Origin of the sequence: Bacillus cereus group sp. Bc031, assembly GCF_027716265.1 — a bacterium.
Classification (GTDB): domain Bacteria; phylum Bacillota; class Bacilli; order Bacillales; family Bacillaceae_G; genus Bacillus_A; species Bacillus_A paranthracis.
Genome location: NZ_JAQFUL010000191.1, coordinates 1 through 1,697, shown reverse-complemented (window position 1 = coordinate 1,697; position 1,697 = coordinate 1). Strand labels below are relative to the sequence as shown.

Here is a 1,697-nt window from a genome sequence, read left to right as displayed (position 1 = left end):
GTTTCGAAACGATTATCTGTTATTTTTGGGGAATTTAAAACCGTTGTTATTGGGTATTTTACAATCGTTGATTACAACTGAATCTTTAGCAAATAGTAATTCCGGAGTTACATTCAACGTATGCACAACATATATGTGTAACCTTAGATGTCCTTATTGTTACCAAGGTCATGAAATACATAAAATTTCACATGCTTTAACCCCTGCTGAAGTAGACAAAATGTTCCAAGCAGTTGATAACATTTTGTCTATGGAGAATGAACGTGGTCGATTTGAGAATGCAACCCACCGCATGATGTTATATGGTGGTGAACCATTGCTTCCAACAACTCGAAAGACAGTTGAACAAGTTGTTAAACGTGGAATAGAAGAATACGGTTTTCGTATGTACGCCATTACAAATGGTACATTCTTGCATGAATTCTTAGATTTTCTAGAGCCTTACAAAGAGAACTGGGATTATTTTCAAATCTCTATTGATGGACCGAAACATATTCATGATCAACGACGTATTACAGCTGGTGGCACAGGAACATTCGATCGAATTGCTGCTAATATTTCACTGGCATTAGAGCGTGGTTTCGCAGTAGGCTTACGTACTAATGTGAATAAAGATAATCTTGCATATGTAAAAGAATTAGCAACCTTTATCGAAGATCAACATTGGAATAATTATCCTAATTTTGGTTGGCAGGTATCTCCTGTTACTGATCATTACGGAGATAATCTACCAAATCACCTTCCAGAGCATGAATTACTCGCCGAAATTTATAATATTTTCGGAGATTTAGAAGAATTTATGGATAAATTTAACGCAAAACTGGGTACAGACCTTAACATTCGTACTTCTAGAATCCGTCAAGCCATACGAACTTTTGACTGGGAGAAGGTAAGTGAACTTGATTCCTGCTCTTCTGTCATGCAGAGTTTACCTTATTTTAAAGAATGTAGTGCGAGAGAACAGCGTTTCTATGCATTTGGTGCAGAAGGTTTAATATACGCTTGTCCTGAGGCCGTAGGTAAGCCAGAAACTGCAGTGGGTTCCTTTTTTCCTGAATACAATTTAGATGCTGATAAGCATGCTATTTGGGATCAAGATATTACTGACTCCGAACAGTGTAGTAGTTGTAGTATCTCACTATTTTGTGGTGGAGGATGTGCTTATGCTAATTTAATGCGAAATAGTGCCATTAATAAACCTTACTGTAATGATTCACATCAAACCATTTCGACTTATATTAAGAAAAATGAAACTGCCTTTTTAGAACTAATTAAATAAAAAGATATAACTCCACAAATACCTTCACCATTGTGGGGTTACTTTCTCTTAAAGGATGTGATCAATTTGACAGCATCGCAAAATATCTTTCCAAAGTTAATTCCATACGAAGTTTATAATATGGATGTTTGGGAGGAGGGGCCTCGTTATTTAATAAAATTTGATAACGGATTACAATTAAAAGTCACTGAATCACTGAGAAATTTATTCAATTATATGGATGGAACCACATCCATAGGAGATATATGTACAATGGTACAAACGAATCACGATGGCAATATTACTATAAATGAGTTAACAGAACTGATAAATGAACATCTATTACCAAAAGGGGTTTTAGTTCATGCCCATCAACTTAAGAATTTTCACTACCCCCAAGTGACAAAAAACGTTATTCTTTCTAAAAAGCTAGCTAGAA

Annotated in this window: 1 protein-coding gene and 1 pseudogene; both read left to right on the top strand. The window is 35.4% G+C overall.

Annotated features, from left to right (window positions below; genetic code table 11):
- Positions 1-133 precede the first annotated feature (133 nt).
- Positions 134-1,279, top strand: a complete 1,146-nt coding sequence (locus tag PDQ33_RS28780) for a radical SAM/SPASM domain-containing protein (protein WP_270757106.1) — start codon at positions 134-136, stop codon at positions 1,277-1,279.
- Between the two features lie 66 nt (positions 1,280-1,345).
- A pseudogene (locus tag PDQ33_RS28775) lies at positions 1,346-1,697 on the top strand (hypothetical protein); the annotation flags it as partial.